Here is an 18,251-nt window from a genome sequence, read left to right as displayed (position 1 = left end):
AAATTCAGAAAAACATTACGTTAGAGGAAAATTATGAAAAGGATTTTTATTGTTGTATTTTTGCTTTTTTTAGAAACTGCTTGCAATACAGCAAAAAATAATCCTCTTCCTGCTGAATTGGCAGATAAAGCGGTAGTGCCTGGTTTTAATGAAGTACGCACTGAATTCACCAACAGTGATAACCCAACAATTAAAAAGCAATCTCTTGAAAGGGTAAAACAACTGGCTAAAGCTTATCCTGATACCATGTTCCATCAAAAAGGCTCTTTCAGCTTACTGATTATTTCGGGTGGTGGTGATTATGGTGCTTTTGGTGCTGGATTACTAAATGGGTGGACAAAATCAGGTTCTCGGCCAACCTTTACAACAGTGACAGGGATAAGCACTGGCGCATTGATAGCACCATTAGCTTTTGCTGGCCCCAAGTATGACGCTACATTAAAGAAAGTGTATACAACCATTACCTCGAAAGATGTACTCAGTAACAAACCTTTACTATGGACATTACTGACAGGAGGTAGTGCTCTTAAAGGAACCAAACCACTCCAGGACCTGATTGCCCGTCATGTCGATGAAAAATTACTTGATGACATTGCCAAAGGCTATTATCAAGGGCGACGGCTTTATGTAGGGACATCCAATCTTTACTCACGAAAACTGGTGGTATGGGATATGACCCGAATCGCGGCAAGCAAAAACCCTGAGAGAGTTCAGTTATTCCGAAAAATTATGCTTGCTTCCGCCAGCATTCCGGTTGTCATGCCACCTGTTTATTTTGATGTCATCGCAAACGGAAAACCATACACAGAAATGCACGTCGATGGCGGAACAACATTTGCTGTCTTTTTAAGCCGTCTTGGTTCCGATATCAAAACTGCGAAAAAACATTTCAAACTGAAACAAAAACCAAACGTTAAAATCTACGTGATTCGCAATAACCAGAATCAATTCCATTACAAAGTAATCAAGCCCAAATTATTAGTAATTGGCAAGCGAGCTATAGAAAGCGTCACGGCATCCCAGGGGGCTGCAGATGTTATTTTTGTCTATCTTTGTGCGCTTATAGAGGGAGTTGATTTTAATTTGGCTAATGTTCCGAATGAGTTTGATTCGAACTCGGAGGAATTGTTTGACACTCAAAGAATGAATCAATTATATCAAATTGGTTATTCCAAAGCGGTAAAAGGTTACCCCTGGCAAAAAATTCCTCCAGATGTAAGGGCTTTGCATGGTAACTAAATCACCTGTGGACATGAAATGAAAAAACCTGGAGTTCCTCATGGATATTACTCTGGATAACCCAGATTACTATATTAATCGAGAATTTTCTGCTATCGCGTTTAATCAGCGAGTATTAATGCTTGCTAATGATGAACGCGTCCCCTTATTGGAAAGAATGAGATTTCTCAGCATCTGCAGTAGTAATCTCGATGAATTTTTTGAAATCCGGGTGGCTGGACTTAAAGAAAAAATAGCCATGTCTTCAGGCAAATTAACTATAGACGGGTTACGGGCCGATGAAGCATTCAGCCAAATAAGTCAAAAGGCTCATGCTTTAATCGATCAACTTTACAACATTTTTAACAAACAATTACTTCCAGCATTGCGCAAAGAAAATATTCATTTTCTTGAGACAGATCAATGGACCGATGACATCCATTTATGGGCAAAGCATTATTTTAAACATGAAATCTTACCGGTTATAAGCCCGATTGCCCTGGATTTGGCTCATCCTCTCCCAAGGCTTATTAATAAAAGTTTAAATTTTATTATTTCGCTAAGTGGAAAAGACGCTTTTGATCGTAATATCAATTACGCAGTTGTTCACGCTCCCCGCTCTATTCCTCGCATGATCCATTTGCCTTCCGAGCTGTGTGGAGATTCCCATTACTTTGTTTATTTATCTTCCATCATTAAAACGCATATTAATAGCTTATTTCCAGGTATGGAAATAAGCGGATGTTATTCATTTCGGCTGACTCGAAATAGTGATTTATTTTTAAGAGAAGAAGAAATTGATGATTTAGCTAAAGCGGTGCAAAGAGAGATATTTTCCCGTCATTATGGTCATGTCGTGAGATTGGAAATTGAAAACAAATGCCCTGAAAAAATTGTTGACTTTCTCCTGCAGAAATATCATTTGCGACATGAAGACACCTATTATTGTGATGGGCCTGTTAATTTACAGCGATATATGAGTGCTATTAACAGCATCGACAGACCTGATCTGAATTATCCTGCCTTTACCCCACAATACCCCAAGTTCTCCAAATCACAACGTAATTTATTTAATGTTCTTGATGAACAAGACATACTATTACATCATCCCTATCAAGCATTTGATTTAGTCATTGATTTTGTCAGGCAAGCTGCTTCAGACCCTAATGTACTGGCAATTAATCAAACGCTTTACAGAACCCACTCGGAATCAGTGATGGTTGACGCGCTGGTTAACGCCGCCCACTCAGGAAAAGAAGTAACCGCTGTCATTGAGCTAAGAGCCCGTTTTGACGAGGAATCCAACTTAAAATTGGCTAACAAACTTCATGCTGCGGGGATTCTGGTACTCTACGGAGTAGTAGGCTATAAAACTCACGCAAAAATGACGTTGGTAGTTCGAAGAACACATGGTAAATTAAAACGATATGTGCACTTAAGCACGGGAAACTATCACGAACAAACAGCCAAAAGATACACGGACTTGGGATTATTAACCAGTGAGCCCACCATAACGTCTGATGCCCAGCTCATCTTTCAACAATTAACCGGTCTTGGAAAAGTGGTTAAATTAAAAGCCTTGAGCCATTCACCATTTACCTTACAAAAAACTCTCTTACAATTCATTGAGCAATGCATTACTGCCGCTACGGAAGGGATTGATACTGAAATCATCCTGAAAGTAAATGGATTAACTGATAAAGTGATGATTCAAGCATTATATAAAGCATCACAGGCAGGCGTTAAAATTAATCTTCTTGTACGTGGGGTATGTTGTTTAAAACCAGGATTAACTGGCGTGTCTGAGAACATCAGAGTCTTGTCTTTTATCGGCAGATTCCTTGAACATCACAGAGTATTTTATTTTCGCATCAAGGAAGAGGAACATTATTTTTGTTCCAGTGCGGATCTGATGGAAAGAAATTTATACAATCGCATTGAAATCATGTTCCCCATTTATGATGAGGAATGTAAAAAAAGAATAAAAAACGAAATCATTAAAAACTATCTTAAAGATAACAACAATGTTTGGGAAATGCAAAGTGACGGGACTTATAAACACATCTTGCAAAGCGGCAGCTGCGCTCAGGAAAAGTTAATTGCCCTTTATGAGGAAGAGGACAAATCGATTTAGTCTCAAAAAACCACAGCAGAAACAAGACTATTGAATAAAATAGTAAATAACCAAGACATACCAAGCCTTTAAATCAACAAGGTTTTACTGGATCTTCCCGGCTCTTCTCGTACCAGACGAGGTAATAAATATCCTGGCACAAGAGATTGTAATTGATGGTAAATTGACCGAGCCCTGAGAAAAGGCATATCGAAATGCGCTGAACCTTTTACTTTATCGAGTAAATGCAAGTAATAAGGCATGATCCCATAATCAAAAAGAGCATGGCTTAGCCTGGATAAAATCAGTGCATCATCATTAATTCCGGCTAACAAGACAGATTGATTCAATAAATAACAACCAGTTTTTTTCAAATCAGAGCAAGCCTGTAATACGCTCTCATCTAACTCCTGCGGATGATTACAATGAACAACAACCACTTTTTTAAACCGTGTATTTGTCAATAAATTAAGTAATCCTTTATCGATACGTTCTGGTAAAACAATAGGAATTCTTGTATGAATTCTTAAGGTATGTACATGAGAAATTTCTTCCAAAGATTGGAGTAACTCTTCCAAAACCAAATTCGCAGCGAGCAATGGATCTCCACCACTTAAAATAACTTCAGTAATACTGGGATCATTTGCAATATAGGCACAAACCTCTTTCCACCCCCGGCGACCAGGATTATTCGCTTGATAGGGAAAATGCCTTCTAAAACAATAACGGCAATTCACAGCGCAAACGCCCGTTAAAGTTAACAAAACACGCCCGTGATATTTATGCAACAAACCTTTAATAAGGGTATTACTTTCACTTAGGGGATCGATAACATAATCTTCTGCTTCAGCAAGTTCATCTCCTTTTGCGAGAACCTGTAAAAGCAAGGGATCTTGGAGATTTCCTTTTTGCATTCGGTTAGCAAAACCTAAAGGAATACGGCTTGGAAATTGTTTTTCCGCGAATAAATTTCCTTCAGATCTCGGCAACTCCAGGAAATCTAATAAATCAGTTGTTGAAGTAAATCCTTGCGCCAAAATTTTTTGCCAACTCAAAGAGGTATCTCGCATTAAAGTTACAGACTTGATAAACTGTGCGAACTTTAGCGAAAATACAGCAAAATCTCAACTATGGAGCAGAAATGGCAGTCTATAGCACAAATGAATTTAAAAACGGCTTAAAAGTAATGGTTGATGATGCTCCGTGCAGCATTCTTGACTGTGAATTTGTAAAACCCGGAAAAGGTCAAGCATTCACCCGCATAAAAATTCGTAATCTAAAAACCGGGCGCGTTGTAGAACGTACATTCAAATCTGGCGACACCTTACCATCTGCTGATGTGGCTGACGTAGAAATGCAATATCTATATAATGATGGCGAATATTGGCATTTTATGGTTCCTGATACGTTTGAACAATACGCTCTGACTGAAAACGTATTAGCTGATGCAGCACAATGGTTAAAAGAGCAAGATATTTGTGTCGTTACTCTATGGAATAATGAACCTATACAGGTAACACCCCCCAATTTTGTCATTTTGGCAATCACGGAAACAGATCCGGGATTAAAAGGAGACACTTCGGGCGGGGGTGGAAAGCCAGCCACATTGGAAACAGGTGCCGTGGTTCGTGTGCCACTGTTTGTTCAAACTGGCGAACTCATTAAGGTAGACACCCGCAAAGGCGAATATGTGTCTCGTGCAAAAGAGTAATTATTAACAGAATAGCCTTCATTTGCTTTGAAGGCTTGCCTTCTCCCTGGAAGTTAGAAATCGTAATCTCCCCCCCAATATCCATAAGGACCTACAAAAGAAGGTGACGAATAGTAGTTGTTACCCCAATAAGGACGATTGCTATAATATCCAACCGAATAAACGTAGTCATTGCTATAACCTGAATCGTAAGAAACATCATCAACAGCCACACCATCAACCGCACATCCAGTTAGCAGCAATAATGATGCACCAGCAGTGACTGCAATAATTAACTTATTCATAATTGCTTCCTGGCAAAATAGTTGTTCTTTAATTATAAGATAATATTATTAATTGCTCAAATTGAGCTATTTTACAATAAATGGTGGCGGGCTTTAATTTTGGATTTACACAAAACCCCAACGGAATGGCAAAAAATGTTTTAATGAAATGAGTTTAAACAGAGAATAGAAGAGAGTTTAAGTACAGGCAACGACTTCCCGGTTTCTGAGCCGCAACTGAAAGACACTGTGGAGATTTATGTAGAGCTTCAGGTTTCCTACCCTTTGTAGGCTTACACACCACCCTCCAAAACGACCTCCTAATCTGGCACTACTTACTGGTTCAGCCAGGATCAGTCATCACCTATATTTAAAATAATAGACTAACAGGCCCATTGTTGGCAAATTTTTATACAATTATTCACTTGATTATCTGCCTGTCCTTGACAAATGATTGGCAGAAGCCTGTACTGTTGGCATGATAATCATTTGCTCAATATCGACATGCTGAGGTCTTGTGGCGCAATACAAAGCAGCATCAGCAATATCTTCGGCCATAAGCGGTTGAAAATCTTTATAGAAATCTTTGGCTCGCTGTTTGTCTTTCCAGCGAACCTCGCTAAACTCAGTCTCAACAGCACCTGGTGCAATTTCCGTGACTCGAACGGCACTTCCTAACATATCCAATCGCATGGATTTTGATATGGCATGAACAGCATGCTTCGTGGCCGAATAAACATTTCCATTAGGATAACACTCATGGCCTGCTATGGAGCCGATATTAATGACGTGTCCATTATTTCGTTCTAACATCCCAGGAAGAATTAGCCGGCTAATATAAAGCAATCCCTTTATATTGGTATCTATCATGGTATCCCAATGCTCTAATATTCCTTGATGCAAAGGCAAGGTATCCAGAGCCAAACCTGCATTATTGATTAGCACATCAATAGTACTCCACTGACCAGGCAAAGATTGGATTTGCTGCTTCACCAAATCTTTTTTGCTGACATCCAAAGGAAGAATATAATGTTCTTGATTATTATGATGATTTAACTTACTGGATAATTCATTTAAACGTTCAACCCGTCGTGCCGCCAGGATGAGTCGCGCCCCTTGCGCAGCAAAAAGTCGGGCACAAGCCTGTCCAATACCACTGGACGCACCGGTTATCATTACCGTTTTATTGTTTAAAAAATTCATCCGCTCCCCCTAGTTAGCCAGTACAATATATTTATCGTTAAATCGAACCGAAGCCTGGACAAATACAACAGCAATAGAGCTTATAACAACCAGGATGAGTGATCATCACATTCTATGAAACCCATTTTGGGCAGTAATCACAGGATCTTCTTCAAGATCACAAGCCATACTCGATGATTGCACCAATTGATTTGTCACTTTAACTTCACTGGAATCAGTCAGCCCTACCACCAAACTGTTTACAAATTGAATTGTAAATTTAGTAGAATCAAAATCATAGACTTCTGTATTGGTAAAGCAAGCCCAGTCAGAACGTATTCCAAAATACTCCTTCCTTTTCATTTTTGCAAAACAATAATCCTTCAGATCTCCCACAAAATTTAACCAGGGATCACATACTATATCCTTATCAACGATTAAAAAAGCATGGTTGGAAGTGGTCATAATCGAAATTGGAATGCACGTGGTAAAATTTGATAACTTATTCTCAATCAATCGCGTCAATAAACGTTGAAATGCCAAAAAAGTTTGCAACATACAATTTCCTGATCGCAGATCATCGATAATTTTGGCACACCCTAGCAGACGCTCCAGCAAACTGATTTCGGTATTTCTCAAAATCTCATCGCATTTTTTTTGACACAGATAGACGAGAGGCGCAAAAAACTTATTTTCTTTTTTTTGATTGGGGATATTACAAGCTTTTATGTTGTCATGAATGTAATTGCTAATCTCCAGTGCTATTTTCTTAATTCGTTCTTTGTTCATCAATTTTCCAATGATTACCGTAATTGGTTCTTATTTTGTTATCCATTATACCTTTTTAAAATCAAAAATCCCTTACAAAGTGAGACAAACCCAATCCATTAGGTTAATTTAAAGGCAAAAATTAATGTTATCTTAATAATTAACTTATAAAATAGCAAACTCACTGAACCAGGCTCTGTTTTTACAACAGTCCAGCTAATTATTATCAGAGGTTCAACGACTAATATCCTAACTGACCATTAAAAGAGAGTTTAATATGTTCACAAAATCCTGTGCCAAAGCGGCTGATAACAATAGACAGGAATTATTTATGGATAGCCTTTTAGGTGATTTTCAAAAAATGAAGGAAAAAGCACTTAATCAGCAACAAGAAAAACGCTCCAAAAAAAGAGTGCTTGACAGCAAATCTTTTGAAAAAACAAAAAAACCAAATCAGCATGCCGCTCTTACTCATTCTCAAGTTAAGGAAGTTAAAGCAAAAGCCCGCACAGTTAATGATAAATTTCATCTCAATATTGAAGAAAAAAAACTCTGGGAGCTGATTCTGCTTGGTAATCAATTAGCACAAAACATCAGCTCTTGTGATTTACCCACTGATAATGAAAACGATGCTTCACTGGTTAAGCTAACTCAAATTTTTGCTGACGAGACCTTGGAAACATCCGATTTGACCTGGCTAAATAAAATTCTGAAAATTGCACTATACAGCAGAGGATCAGGCTTTGGTAATTGCCAGGAAAAGGCTTTTTTTGCTTTTGCACTTATGTTACACCAGGCACAAAAACCAGAAAGCTTAATTCACTCCCTGCGATTAGCGACCTTTAATAATCATTTTATACTAATAGTCAATGAACAGTTTTTAATGGATCCCTGGTTAAATTTAGCCTTCCCCTTATCAAAGGGTAATCAACAACTGGAAATAGGTTACGTTTTTAAGGGATTCGGCCGACTTATCAATTATTTTTCAATCGATCAGGAAGGTCAATGTTTTACCCACGCAGTTCGGGAAGGGGGCACCACAGAGCGTGACCCATCATCTGAAAAAGACATGGCAAACTGTATTCATTCGCTGCTTAATCACAGGGATTATTTTGATCTATCAATCGTTTCGGAGAGAGAAATTGATACTAAGACAAAAAGAAGAAAATATGAGCATCAGGAACAAGAAGTGCCTCAACATAAACCAGAAACATCCAATCAATCCACAGAAACAGTAAATATAGACTCAAACCATAACACTTGGGATAACAAACAGACAGCAGACGATTTTCTAGAGCGATTTGAGCAAACACACCCTGTCTACAATCCAACTTTCTTTTCATTTGGTCAAGAGGATATTGGTTTAAAACCAGACCTCCAAAAGAATTTATTTAAATTTTAAATCATCACTGTTTGTGCCTTTTCTCTGAACTGGCCGCTGTCTTTAAAGGCAGCGGCTACTTTGAATGAAAACAGAAAGACATAAGACGGCTTAAGCGACGGTGAATCAAACCAATTCTACTTCTTGCTCAGCCCCTGTTGTACTATTGCCCGCACTATAGGAATGAGCGCCAACGCCAGCTAAACGGCCTTGAGACACGATCAGATATTCATCCCTAATTGGTTTGTTCCCTAACCAGCACTCTAATATTTCTCTGACTCCTGCTGCATATCTAGCTTGTGCGGACAAGGTAGTTCCTGAGGTATGCGGTGTCATGGCGTGATGTGGCATCGATCGCCAAGGATGGTTTTTGGCAGGGGGTTGTGGAAACCAGACATCTCCGGCATAACCAGCCAAATGTCCGGATTCCAGGGCATTGGCCACAGCGTACTGATCGCATATTTTGCCACGGGCGGTATTAATTAAATAGGAACCAGGTTTCATTTGTTTTATTAATTGATCATCAAAAAGATATTCTGTTTCCGGATGCAATGGACAATGAATCGATACGACATCACAAACTTTCACCATGGATTCAACCGTGGGGTGATAAGTCAAATTCAGTTCCTGTTCCAACTGGAATGGTAGTCTATGTCTGTCTGTATAATGCAGTTTTACAGCAAACGGCCTTAAACGTCTTAAAACAGCTAATCCAATTCGGCCTGCAGCAACACATCCCACCTGCATGCCTTCCAAATCATAAGAACGACTGACGCAATCCGCAATATTCCACCCGCCATGAATTACTGTATTGTATTGAGGAATAAAATCCCGCACCAAGGCTAAAATCATCATCACTGTATGCTCAGCAACACTGATGCTATTACAATAAGTGACCTCACAAACGCTGATATTATGTTTCATAGCCGCTTGCAAATCGACATGATCTGAACCGATGCCTGCCGTGATAGCGAGCTTAAGCTTGGGCGCACTTTCAATACGTTCACGTGTTAAATAAGCTGGCCAAAAAGGTTGGGAAATGACGACAGTAGCATCTTTCAGCTCCCTGGCAAATACTGAATCAGGACCATCCTTATCAGAGGTTACTACCAATTGATGCCCGTTGCTTTCAAGAAATTTTCTCAGTCCTAATTCACCACTAACAGAACCTAGCATTTCACCAGGAATAAAATCAATCGAATCAGGAGTAGGTAAATTTTGACCATCAGGATATTGCTCTAATTCTGGAATGGATTTCCTTGCATAGTTTGGAGGAAAGCCCCCCTTAGGATCATCATAAAGCACACAAACAATTTTTTGCTGACTCTGATTGAACATACCTGACTCCTTTTCATAAGTTGAAGTAAAAACATCCTGATTTTTTACAGCACTCACTATACTTGATTTAAGTCATTCATCTCAATAAAAAAACTATTCATAAAAGAATTCATGATCTATTTTAGGGACTGGTCATCATGTATCATGAACAATGATGACTCTGAACAATTATGGAATTAATAACCATCTCAAAAGAAAGGAATAAATATGTCAGAACGAGAGTGGCCCGCCAATGACTATGCCATTGGATCTTATATTCAAGCGACCGTGGCTGAAGAATATTTATCGTACCTGAAAGTAAATCCTACTGATAGAGTATTGGATATTGGCTGCGGTAATGGCGCTTTTACAAAAAAAATTCTTATGAAAGTACCTCAAGGCTCTGTATTAGGCATAGACGCTTCAGAGAATATGTTACATTTAGCCCAAGGCTTAAGTAAGGAATATACCAATTTTTCAGTCCAAAAAGCGGATGTACTCACTATGACATTCAACTCCCAGTTTGATTATGCCGTCTCTTTTTGGTGCTTGCAATGGGCATGCGCCAATATTCAAAAGGCATTTTTAAATATCATTAATGCATTGAAACCCGGGGGAAAATTTCTCACTCTTTTTCCAGCAGGAGATGATCCGTTTATCATGAGTTATTATGCTTTAAGAAAATCAGGACAATTTGCATCCTTGCATGATTTTATCCCTCCCGTGGATTATTCTCACTTAAACAATCTCGAAAAAAAACTGGAGTCACTCACCTGCCGTGATCTTAACGTGAAACTATGCCGGCAATCCATTGCCCTGCCATCCCTGGATGTTTTCAGGAAATTTGTCAATGGCATTGCGTTTTATCAAGGACAATTGCCCAATGAAGAGATACAGCAAATCAACGAAGCTATGGTTCATTATTACGATAGCGAATGCCAAACAAAATATCATGGTGAATATCAATTTAATTTCACTATCTATCTGGTAACCGGTGAAAAATAAAAGAGGTAACAAATAAAAACTCGTTCTACAACTACAGATCTCCAGATAAAATGGAAGAGCGATGCACTTAAAACGAACTTTATCATTAACACTACTGGCCTTTTATGGACTTGGAACCATATTGGGTGCTGGAATTTACGCCCTTGTTGGTGAGGTAGCAAAGGAGGCAGCACAATTTACGCCTCTATCCTTCTTAATCGCATCCATTATCGCTCTTTTTACTGCCATTTCTTATGCGGAACTAAGCTCAAGATTACCGCTTAGTGCAGGTTCTGCTCTTTACGTGCGTAAAGCATTCCAGAAAACGTGGCTATCTGGATTAATCGGTTGGATAGTGGTTTTAACGGGCATCATCTCAGCAGCAACCCTATCCCATGGTTTTGTCAAATATTTTCAATTGTTTTTTCCCTTACCGCCTTCCCTCATCATCACTATTTTAGTTGTCATTTTAGCTGGGGTTGCCATTTGGGGTATTCGTGAATCAGCGACTCTTATCCTGCTCATGACACTCATGGAAGTGGGTGGATTATTGATGATTATTTATTACGGTCGTTATTCATTAACTTCCATCGACATCAAATCCTTCTCTTTTCCTCATTCCTTTGATGGGGTGCTTATCGGGGCTTTTATTGCGTTTTATGCTTTTATTGGTTTTGAAGATATGGTTAATACTGCCGAGGAGACAATAAATCCTGAAAAAACTCTTCCAAAAGCTATTTTTCTTGCTTTAATATCTGCAACCCTTTTATATGTTGTAGTTGCCTGGGTTATTGTTTCAACCATACCAGCCAATGCTTTAGTCAAAACGGACATGCCTCTTATTGAAATTATCAAGCTTCAAGGACAATCTCCCTTGTTGTTTTCAATCATTGCATTAATTTCTATTACCAATGGAATTCTGGTACAAATTATTATGGCTTCACGACTTATTTATGGTATGGCCAATCAACAAAATGCCCCCCAGATATTCTCTTGTGTTTACTCCAAAACTCAAACACCAATCAACTCGACCTTACTGGTGTCTCTTATTATTTTACTATTTGCCTATGCTCTCCCTATTACTACCTTAGCGAAATTAACCAGCAGTATCATATTATGCATTTTTATCATAATTCATGCCTCATTGGTTAAAATCAAACTGACAGAAAAAAAACCATCGGACGCCATTTCATTCCCTATTGTTTTCCCAATGATTTCCATTTTATTAACCCTGACATTTTTAGCCATACAGTTTTTTCTAAAGTAACTTATTTCTTCTAAATCTTTAAACCTAAACCGGTGTCGTATAAGTTTTGGGAATCGACAGAGTCATTGCCTGTTTTAAATTCACCGCCCCTCTCTGCCTGATGCCTCGATTTTCGCCTAAACGCTATGATGATCTTGCCATCCTTATTTAGAAAGCGCTTAGTGCCTCTATGCTATACTTCTTGTAAAAAGGCAAGAATCCTATGGACATGAGAGACATCAAATCCTTTCTCGCTGTCATTGAATACCATTCCCTCACCCTGGCAGCTAAAAAATTGCATGTCACTCAATCAGCCATGAGCAAACGCATTCGAAAAATAGAGGACGAGTTAAATGTACGTTTGATAATTAGCGAGGGTTCCAAATTAATTTTTACCGAGGCGGCAAAACAGCTTATCCCCTATGCCAGGCAAATGTTTTCCGCACATCAAAATATGATCCACACCCTGAAAAACTCACAACAATTCACGCAAAGCATCATCATAGGGGCTTCGGTGTATGTTTCTCACTATGTTTTGCCAAGTTTTTTTAAATACTTAAAAGAAACCAATCCTGCCATCCAGGCGCATCTGAAAACCATTAGTGAAAAAGAAATGGAGTATATTCTGAACCATGGCACGGTTGATTTGGTTATCTGCCCAGCACGGGAAGTGTCTGAAAAATTATTGGGCGATTCTTTGCTCTGGGAAGAAAAAATGAATTTGGTTGTGGCAGCAAATCATGAGCTAGCCCATAGAACATGCGCTCTTTCACTCTCAGAACTTTCAGAGTACCCGGCCATCTTAACTGAGAAAGGGGCTGCACTGCGTGACAAGATTGATAGGCTATTTGAAGAAAATCAACTGGTGTTAAACCTGGGTTTTGAAATGAGTACTATTGATGCAATAAAATCTATAGTAGAGTACGGTTTAGGCTGGAGTTATCTGCCTGATAGTTTACTATCAGAAAAATTAAAAATCTTAACAATAAAAAACCTTGAATTAGCAATCCCATTTCATGCTTATTATCTCAAAAAAAGAATCAATGACCGCTTAATTAATGACTTACTAAGCAACTTCAAAAAATGGCAAAGTCATGATAATAAACAGGAATGAGTTTGCGCTGTTACGATATTAACATTGCAATAGATAACCCCTCTTCCTTGATCCTTTTGAACATAGACTATAATTAATCATAAGATAAATCCGAGTCACACCAATATGATGAAAATTGAATCATTTCAATACATTCAAAACCAAGGATGGAGTATTCCAACATTTCCTGAACTTGACTCCGAAAACACCTTAATTTTAGTTTTTGCCAACCCAGCATTTAGAGCAAACAGCAAACCAATTGAAGAATTGGCTCAGGCCTACAAAAAATCAAAAATCATAGGATGCTCCACGGCAGGAGAAATTTTTGGGCCTAATATTTTTGATAACAGTATTTCCGTGGCTGTGGCTCAATTTGAGTCAACAAAACTGCAATTGGCAAAAACAGACGTTAAAGGTACTGAGGAATCTTATGAGGCAGGAGTTCATTTAACAAAATCATTACATCAAAAGCAAAATCCCAAAAGTATATTTGTTTTGTCCGATGGATTAAATGTTAACGGTTCTGAATTAATCAAAGGATTAAATCAGCATGCTGGCGAAGGGGTTATTATTACAGGCGGTTTGGCAGGAGATGGTGCTGATTTTAAAAACACCTGGATTATTTATGAAGGAAAAATTGTAGATCATTGTATTGGGGCAGTAGGATTTTATGGCAATCAAATCCATATAGGGCACGGATCAAGAGGGGGCTGGGATATTTTTGGACCAGAAAGAGTCATTACACGGTCTAAAGCAAATATTCTCTATGAACTGGACAACCAGCCCGCACTAAAACTCTATAAAACTTATCTTGGTGACAGAGCGTCTGAATTACCAGCTTCTGGATTGCTTTACCCACTTGCTATCCGTAATCCGTCTGCACCAGACTCTCAGCACATTGTGCGTACTATTCTGGGAGTTAATGAAGAAGAGCAATCCCTCTTTTTTGCTGGCGATTTGCCTCAAGGATACTATGCCCAATTAATGCGCGCCAATTTTGACCGTCTCATTGTCAGTGCCAATGAAGCGGGAGAAAGCGCTAATGATAGGCTTTTTAAAAATGGCAACTTGAATACTCAGCCCGTTTTGGCAGTTGATATCAGTTGTGTCGGTAGAAGACTGGTATTAGGTGAACTCACCGAGGAAGAGACAGAAACAACACTACAGTCCTTGCCTCCCAAATCGATACAAATTGGCTTCTACTCTTATGGTGAATTATCACCTCTGGCAACAGGTCGCTGCGAGTTGCATAATCAAACCATGACCATTACGACTCTGTTAGAGAGTCCATAAAGCAAAAAGGAATTCAGTAATAATGACGGAAATGCATCGGTTGTTACAGCGACAGTTAAAAAAATTTGGTATTGCCGCTGATGAATTACCACAAAATATGGAGAATTGGGCTCAATTTATTGCACATATCAATAAAACCTACTACGAAAACGATCAAGACCGCTATCTATTAGAACGCTCTATTGATATTTCTTCTAAAGAAATGAGGGATATTAATTCGAAACTTGAATACGCCCAGGATATAGCACAAATGGGGTATTGGCATTATGACGCGGACACAGATACCGCAACATGGTCCAAGGGACTATTCAAAATTCTCGGTTTGACACCCAGTAATTCGGCACTCAACTATGCTTCATTTTTAACGCTTGTACATCCTAATGATCAAGCAGGACTAAAAAATGTGGTTGCAAGAGCTCTGAAAGAAAAAGAAGATTATGATTATGAACTTAGAGTAAGAAATGCAGACAATAATTACAAATGGTACCGAACGATAGCAAGAGCCAATCCTGAGAAAAATGAAATTTCCGGGGTTTTGATGGATATCTCCAAAAGGAAAATCATTGAAGAACAAATTCATGAGCTGAATAACAAACTGGTTTCAACAGCACGTCTTGCCGGGATGTCGGAAGTGGCCACCTCGATACTTCATAATGTGGGCAATATATTAAACAGTGTCAACGTTTCCGCCATTATTCTGAAAAAAAACATCTCCAAAATTCATTATAAAAAGCTGTTCGCTATAAAAACCATGCTTGATGAAAACATCAATCAATTAAGCGAATACTTGTCAAATAATCCAAAAGGTAAATTAGTTCTTCCCTATTTGGACGCATTATCAAAAGCCCTGCAGGAAGAGTATGAAGAAAATATGAAAGAAGCCAATAGCCTGGAAAACAACATCAATCACATCAAAGAAATTATATCCATGCAGCAATCATTGAGCGGTTTATCCAATTTAACAGAGAAAGTTTCAATCCATGATGTGATTCTTAATGCGGTGAAATCGGTCATCTTCGACAAACATCAAATTGATGTCCGCATTGAGATTGAACCGGAAATCAATGAGTTTATAACGGATAAATCTAAGTTATTTCAAATTCTAACCAATTTACTCGCTAATGCAAAAGATTCTGTTTTATTACACGAATCGAATGATTCCAGGAAAATTGTTATTGACATCAGAAGAACAGAAAAGAATCATATTATGGTTAAAATCAATGACAATGGAATTGGCATTCAAAAGGATAACCTGGATAGAATTTTCTCTTTTGGATTCACAACCAAGAAAAATGGTCATGGTTTTGGACTGCACTGTTCCGCAATTTATGCGCGAGATCTGGGTGGTAGACTTTATGCTGAAAGTAATGGCAGCGGCAAAGGGGCTCAATTTGTATTAGATTTACCCATCAATCCAAAAACCTTGGGTACGAGGTAGAAATGAGTACTGAATCTTTTCGCATTCTGGTCATTGATGACAATCCGGCAATCCATCAGGATTTTATGAAAATATTAAATGTCAGCAAAAACTCTACATTATTAAATAAATTTGATGCTGAGCTTTTTGATGATGAGACAGAACAACTGGGGATCTCTTTACCCGAATTTGAAATCGATGTAGCGACTCAAGGTATTGAGGGGATAGAAAAAGTCAAGCGTTCACTTGAAGAAGGCAGGCCATACCCCCTCGCCTTTGTTGATATAAGAATGCCCCCAGGGATAGATGGGATAGAAACCATCAAACGCATTTGGGCCATTGATCCACAAATACAGATCGTTATATGCAGCGCTTACTCTGATTATTCATGGGAAAGCACAGTGAATACCCTGGGATTAAGCGATAATTTATTAGTGTTAAAAAAACCTTTCGATGTGATTGCCGTAAGGCAGCTGGCAAGCGCTTTGACACAAAAATGGGTACTTGCCAGAGAAACTCAAAAGCATACTGAGTTTTTAAATCAATTGGTAGAAGAACGAACCGAGTCTTTACAACAATCCTTCTCATTATTACGGGCAACGATTGAGTCCTCTTCGGATGGCATTCTGGTTGTCGATTTACAAGGAAAAATCGTTGATTACAACTCTCAATTCGTCAAATTGTGGAATATCCCCGAATCCATCATGAAAAAAACAAGTGAATCCAAACTCATTCAGTATATGTCAACACAATTGCTCAATTCAGAACAGCATGCCCTACATGTCAAAGAATTCTCTATCCACATCGATGATTCGAGTATACAAATTTATCATTTTAGAAATGGCAAAGTAGTTGAGTGCTGTTCCAAACCACATCGCGTTGGTCTGCAAACGGTAGGCCGTGTATGGAGCTTCAGAGACATCACTGAGCAAACGCGATTAAAGGAAAAACTGGAGTACCAGGCCACTCATGACGCATTAACCGATTTACCCAATCGCTTGTTATTAATTGACCGTATTGAACATGCTATAAGTGGTTATGCCCGCCACAAAATGAAATTTGCCATATTATTTTTTGACTTGGATCGCTTTAAAATGATCAATGACAGCTTGAGCCATGAGGCAGGCGATCAATTACTGTGCGCAGTCGCTGCACGATTACGATCTTTGGTGCGAAAAGAAGATACTCTAGCCAGACTTGGTGGAGATGAGTTTGTAATGCTTTTTCAGTCGTTTAGTTCTGAAGAGCAAATTGCCGGAGTGGCTCAAAAAATCCTCAAATCCTTTCAAAAAACATTTCGTATTGCTGAAAGAGACATCAATATTCATGTCAGCATCGGTATTAGTGTTTATCCAACAGATGGTAAAACAGTAAACACTTTACTCAGTAATGCGGATATGGCGATGTATCAGGCAAAATTTCGCGGCGGTAACCAATTCTCTTTTTATACAGAGAAACTTAACAAAAAGACAAACCAGCAATTTCAGCTGGAATTGGACTTGCAAAAAGCGATTGTCCATCATGAGTTTTTTCTCCTTTATCAACCTCAATTTGAAGTGAATACGCATGAGATCCGTTCCATGGAAGCATTAATCAGGTGGAATCACCCGCAAAAAGGTATTATTTTACCCTTGGATTTTATTCCTACTGCCGAAAGTTCAGGGCTTATCGTACCGATAGGAGAGTGGGTTTTGCGGGAAACCTGTAAACAAATTGGTGAGTGGCGCAAAATGGGACTGCCTGAAGTTCGTGTCGCATGCAATGTAGCAGGTAAACAGTTAAGACAACGCGATTTTCCGACAATGGTAGAGAATCTTTTAAAGGAATATTCAATTGAACCCCATTGTTTGGAGCTGGAAATTACTGAAAATGTCATTATTGATAAAGAAATACAAAGAACGATCAAAAAATTGAAATCACTAGGTGTGTTAATTATTTTGGATGATTTCGGCACAGGAAATTCCAGCTTGAATTTATTAAAACAGGTTGCTGTCGATAGCCTAAAAATAGATCAATCATTCATTCAGAATATTTCAAAATCACCTGGAGATGAAGCGATCATTGATGCGATTATTGCTATAGCGCAAAGCATGAATTTTAATATCATCGCGGAAGGAGTAGAAACGCAAAACCAACTCAAATTTCTCAAGAAAAGGCGATGTAATGACATTCAAGGCTTTTTAATGAGCAAGCCTATACCCTCGGAAGAGATAGAAAAACTTCTCCAAGGGAATAGAATAAAATAAGGTAAAAATGTCTTTGGCA

General features: G+C 38.6%; 15 protein-coding genes. 10 read left to right on the top strand and 5 right to left on the bottom strand.

What is annotated here, in order from left to right; all coding sequences use genetic code 11:
• Positions 1 to 33: 33 nt before the first annotated feature.
• On the top strand, positions 34 to 1,239 hold the full coding sequence (locus OQJ02_RS01500; RefSeq protein WP_265717586.1) for a patatin-like phospholipase family protein: 1,206 nt from the start codon (positions 34 to 36) through the stop codon (positions 1,237 to 1,239).
• 40 nt (positions 1,240 to 1,279) lie between these two features.
• Positions 1,280 to 3,352, top strand: coding sequence for a polyphosphate kinase 1 (gene ppk1, locus OQJ02_RS01495; protein ID WP_265717585.1), 2,073 nt, complete (start codon positions 1,280 to 1,282; stop codon positions 3,350 to 3,352).
• A 68-nt stretch (positions 3,353 to 3,420) separates the two neighbouring features.
• On the opposite strand, the gene epmB is transcribed toward ppk1, so the two are convergent.
• Complete coding sequence (epmB, locus tag OQJ02_RS01490) at positions 3,421 to 4,401, bottom strand: EF-P beta-lysylation protein EpmB (protein ID WP_265717584.1); 981 nt, start codon at positions 4,399 to 4,401, stop codon at positions 3,421 to 3,423.
• Positions 4,402 to 4,472: 71 nt separating this feature from the next.
• Here epmB and efp point away from each other — a divergent pair, with 71 nt between their 5' ends.
• Positions 4,473 to 5,042, top strand: coding sequence for an elongation factor P (efp, locus tag OQJ02_RS01485; protein WP_265717583.1), 570 nt, complete (start codon positions 4,473 to 4,475; stop codon positions 5,040 to 5,042).
• Positions 5,043 to 5,095: 53 nt separating this feature from the next.
• Here the strand turns inward: efp and OQJ02_RS01480 are convergent, their stop codons facing one another.
• The 3 genes from OQJ02_RS01480 to OQJ02_RS01470 form a co-directional block, all read right to left on the bottom strand.
• Complete coding sequence (locus OQJ02_RS01480; RefSeq protein WP_265717582.1) at positions 5,096 to 5,326, bottom strand: hypothetical protein; 231 nt, start codon at positions 5,324 to 5,326, stop codon at positions 5,096 to 5,098.
• 408 nt (positions 5,327 to 5,734) lie between these two features.
• Complete coding sequence (locus OQJ02_RS01475) at positions 5,735 to 6,508, bottom strand: SDR family NAD(P)-dependent oxidoreductase (RefSeq protein ID WP_265717581.1); 774 nt, start codon at positions 6,506 to 6,508, stop codon at positions 5,735 to 5,737.
• A gap of 105 nt (positions 6,509 to 6,613) precedes the next feature.
• Positions 6,614 to 7,276 carry a hypothetical protein gene (locus tag OQJ02_RS01470; RefSeq protein WP_265717580.1) on the bottom strand — a complete coding sequence of 221 codons (663 nt, stop codon included), beginning with the start codon at positions 7,274 to 7,276 and terminating at the stop codon, positions 6,614 to 6,616.
• Between the two features lie 256 nt (positions 7,277 to 7,532).
• Here OQJ02_RS01470 and ceg10 point away from each other — a divergent pair, with 256 nt between their 5' ends.
• Positions 7,533 to 8,657: a Ceg14 family Dot/Icm T4SS effector gene (gene ceg10 / locus OQJ02_RS01465; protein ID WP_265717579.1), complete on the top strand. Its 1,125-nt coding sequence runs from the start codon at positions 7,533 to 7,535 to the stop codon at positions 8,655 to 8,657.
• Positions 8,658 to 8,762: 105 nt separating this feature from the next.
• On the opposite strand, the gene OQJ02_RS01460 is transcribed toward ceg10, so the two are convergent.
• Complete coding sequence (locus OQJ02_RS01460; RefSeq protein ID WP_265717578.1) at positions 8,763 to 9,974, bottom strand: NAD-dependent formate dehydrogenase; 1,212 nt, start codon at positions 9,972 to 9,974, stop codon at positions 8,763 to 8,765.
• Between the two features lie 207 nt (positions 9,975 to 10,181).
• Here OQJ02_RS01460 and OQJ02_RS01455 point away from each other — a divergent pair, with 207 nt between their 5' ends.
• The 6 genes from OQJ02_RS01455 to narR all read left to right on the top strand — a co-directional run bounded on the left by OQJ02_RS01455 (position 10,182) and on the right by narR (position 18,232).
• A complete protein-coding gene (locus tag OQJ02_RS01455) occupies positions 10,182 to 10,958 on the top strand; it encodes a class I SAM-dependent methyltransferase (RefSeq protein WP_265717577.1) in 777 nt (258 codons plus the stop codon).
• 61 nt (positions 10,959 to 11,019) lie between these two features.
• On the top strand, positions 11,020 to 12,204 hold the full coding sequence (locus tag OQJ02_RS01450) for an APC family permease (RefSeq protein WP_265717576.1): 1,185 nt from the start codon (positions 11,020 to 11,022) through the stop codon (positions 12,202 to 12,204).
• 202 nt (positions 12,205 to 12,406) lie between these two features.
• Positions 12,407 to 13,297, top strand: a complete 891-nt coding sequence (locus OQJ02_RS01445; RefSeq protein ID WP_322783365.1) for a LysR family transcriptional regulator — start codon at positions 12,407 to 12,409, stop codon at positions 13,295 to 13,297.
• Positions 13,298 to 13,405: 108 nt separating this feature from the next.
• The gene (gene nosP / locus OQJ02_RS01440; RefSeq protein ID WP_265719777.1) at positions 13,406 to 14,569 is read left to right on the top strand and encodes a nitric oxide-sensing protein NosP; all 1,164 of its coding nucleotides are present in this window, start codon (positions 13,406 to 13,408) and stop codon (positions 14,567 to 14,569) included.
• Positions 14,570 to 14,591: 22 nt separating this feature from the next.
• Positions 14,592 to 16,007 carry an ATP-binding protein gene (locus OQJ02_RS01435; RefSeq protein ID WP_265717574.1) on the top strand — a complete coding sequence of 472 codons (1,416 nt, stop codon included), beginning with the start codon at positions 14,592 to 14,594 and terminating at the stop codon, positions 16,005 to 16,007.
• Positions 16,008 to 16,009: 2 nt separating this feature from the next.
• Positions 16,010 to 18,232: a NosP-associated response regulator NarR gene (gene narR, locus OQJ02_RS01430; RefSeq protein ID WP_265717573.1), complete on the top strand. Its 2,223-nt coding sequence runs from the start codon at positions 16,010 to 16,012 to the stop codon at positions 18,230 to 18,232.
• The last annotated feature ends 19 nt before the right edge of the window (positions 18,233 to 18,251 follow it).

Source organism: Legionella sp. PATHC032, from assembly GCF_026191185.1.
GTDB lineage: Bacteria > Pseudomonadota > Gammaproteobacteria > Legionellales > Legionellaceae > Legionella.
The sequence above is the reverse complement of the archived record's forward strand: the minus strand, read 5'-3'. Positions and strand labels throughout refer to the sequence as shown.

Bases quoted from the DNA above. Each gene is read 5' to 3' on its own strand.
- OQJ02_RS01500 (WP_265717586.1), top strand. From the start codon at position 34: ATGAAAAGGATTTTTATTGTTGTATTTTTGCTTTTTTTAGAAACTGCT.
- epmB (WP_265717584.1), bottom strand. From the start codon at position 4,401: ATGCGAGATACCTCTTTGAGTTGGCAAAAAATTTTGGCGCAAGGATTT.
- OQJ02_RS01470 (WP_265717580.1), bottom strand. From the start codon at position 7,276: ATGAACAAAGAACGAATTAAGAAAATAGCACTGGAGATTAGCAATTAC.
- OQJ02_RS01455 (WP_265717577.1), top strand. From the start codon at position 10,182: ATGTCAGAACGAGAGTGGCCCGCCAATGACTATGCCATTGGATCTTAT.
- OQJ02_RS01460 (WP_265717578.1), bottom strand. From the start codon at position 9,974: ATGTTCAATCAGAGTCAGCAAAAAATTGTTTGTGTGCTTTATGATGAT.
- nosP (WP_265719777.1), top strand. From the start codon at position 13,406: ATGAAAATTGAATCATTTCAATACATTCAAAACCAAGGATGGAGTATT.
- OQJ02_RS01475 (WP_265717581.1), bottom strand. From the start codon at position 6,508: ATGAATTTTTTAAACAATAAAACGGTAATGATAACCGGTGCGTCCAGT.
- OQJ02_RS01450 (WP_265717576.1), top strand. From the start codon at position 11,020: ATGCACTTAAAACGAACTTTATCATTAACACTACTGGCCTTTTATGGA.
- ppk1 (WP_265717585.1), top strand. From the start codon at position 1,280: ATGGATATTACTCTGGATAACCCAGATTACTATATTAATCGAGAATTT.
- OQJ02_RS01480 (WP_265717582.1), bottom strand. From the start codon at position 5,326: ATGAATAAGTTAATTATTGCAGTCACTGCTGGTGCATCATTATTGCTG.
- efp (WP_265717583.1), top strand. From the start codon at position 4,473: ATGGCAGTCTATAGCACAAATGAATTTAAAAACGGCTTAAAAGTAATG.
- OQJ02_RS01445 (WP_322783365.1), top strand. From the start codon at position 12,407: ATGGACATGAGAGACATCAAATCCTTTCTCGCTGTCATTGAATACCAT.
- ceg10 (WP_265717579.1), top strand. From the start codon at position 7,533: ATGTTCACAAAATCCTGTGCCAAAGCGGCTGATAACAATAGACAGGAA.
- OQJ02_RS01435 (WP_265717574.1), top strand. From the start codon at position 14,592: ATGACGGAAATGCATCGGTTGTTACAGCGACAGTTAAAAAAATTTGGT.
- narR (WP_265717573.1), top strand. From the start codon at position 16,010: ATGAGTACTGAATCTTTTCGCATTCTGGTCATTGATGACAATCCGGCA.